Genomic DNA, 1,524 nt, shown 5'->3' with positions numbered 1-1,524 from the left:
GTGCATCCAACCCATGTTCCACTTAAAACCGAAGCCTAAACCGCCCATAAAGGTTGGTGCTGAAACACCCGGGAAAGCCGTCGATTCTTCAGCAATTGTCATCGCGTTAGGGAAGTGTTTATAAACTTCTTCGTTCATCCACTTAAGGGTCGCGATGGCGTCGTAATTTTCATTGCCGCCGTCTACATTCGGAATCCATTGATCATGGCTACGCGAGTAATCGAGGTACAACATCGAAGCAACCGCATCAACACGAATGCCATCGATATGGAATTGTTCGAACCAGTACAATGCATTTGCTACTAAGAAGCGACGAACATGCTCTTTACCTAAGTCGTAAATGTACGAGTTCCAATCTTGGTGCCAACCACGGCGTGGATCTGGGTCATGGAACAAAGGCGTTCCATCAAAGTTAGCTAAACCGTGATCATCACTTGGAAAGTGTGCAGGAACCCAGTCCAGAACAACGCCTAAACCGGCTTGGTGACATTGGTCGACGAAGAATTTGAAATCATCTGGAGACCCAAAACGACTCGTTGGTGCGAACAAGCCTATTGGCTGATAACCCCAAGAGCCGTAAAACGGGTGCTCTGAAACCGGCATCAACTCTACGTGTGTGTAACCGAGATCCGTTAGATATGGGATTAGCTCTGCCGCTAGCTCACGGTAGTTTAGGAATTCACCTTCAGCATTGCGCTTCCAAGAGCCGGCATGCAATTCATAGAATGAAAGGGCTTCTTTGCGCTTTTGCGTTACCGGGCGATTCTGCCATTGAGAATCTTGCCACTGGTAACGAGCGTGATCGTAAGTCACAGATGAAAATGATGGGTACTGCTCAGAATAGAAACCCCATGGGTCAGCTTTATGTGGCAAGCCTTCGCCATCAGGCCCTTTTAATTCAAACTTGTATTGTGCGCCTTCTTCCAGATCAGGAATAAATAAGCCCCACATACCATAATCTAGACGCTGCATTGGGTGGCGACGACCATCCCAAGCGTTGAAGTTACCCACCAAGCTAGCCGCTGTTGCATGCGGTGCGTACACCAAGAAACGCGTGCCTGAAATCGTCTGTCCATCACGCTCTAGCGTAATAAACTGAGCCCCCATGTGATGATACATATCTTTAGGTGTATGAAGATCCTCATAACTCGCGTACAGATCATGGTATTGGTATGGATCATCGATGATCTGCTCTACTCCATTCCAATCAACCGCAAGCTTGTAGTGAGTAAAACGTAAGTCTCTTTCTTGCTTAAGAATGAAACCACTTTCACCCTCTCGCGCTAACTTAATACGAGGTTCCTTTCCAACAATCAACTCGACTTTATCTGCCCCAGGAATCCACACTCGTAATGAACCTTGTTCAGAAGGTAAGTATGGCCCTAAAAACGCAAATGGGTCTGTGAAGCAAGCCTGTGATAGTTGGGTATATATTTGTTTTTGCTTTGAAATCGAACTTAGTTCCAAAACGCTTCTCCCTAACCAAACATCCAAAAAACATAATACAAAAATGCCCGCTATTAG

The 1,524-nt window shown here is 46.2% G+C and carries 1 protein-coding gene; it reads right to left on the bottom strand.

Features of this window, described 5'->3' with window-relative positions; genetic code table 11:
- Positions 1 to 1,467, bottom strand: a 1,467-nt coding sequence (gene glgB / locus AB4653_RS27225; protein ID WP_372105798.1) for a 1,4-alpha-glucan branching enzyme, incomplete at its 3' end; no start/stop codon positions are given.
- Positions 1,468 to 1,524 lie beyond the last annotated feature (57 nt).

Source organism: Vibrio sp. 10N.222.48.A3, from assembly GCF_041475345.1.
In the GTDB taxonomy this organism is placed as follows: domain Bacteria; phylum Pseudomonadota; class Gammaproteobacteria; order Enterobacterales; family Vibrionaceae; genus Vibrio; species Vibrio tasmaniensis_A.
The sequence above is the reverse complement of the archived record's forward strand: the minus strand, read 5'-3'. Positions and strand labels throughout refer to the sequence as shown.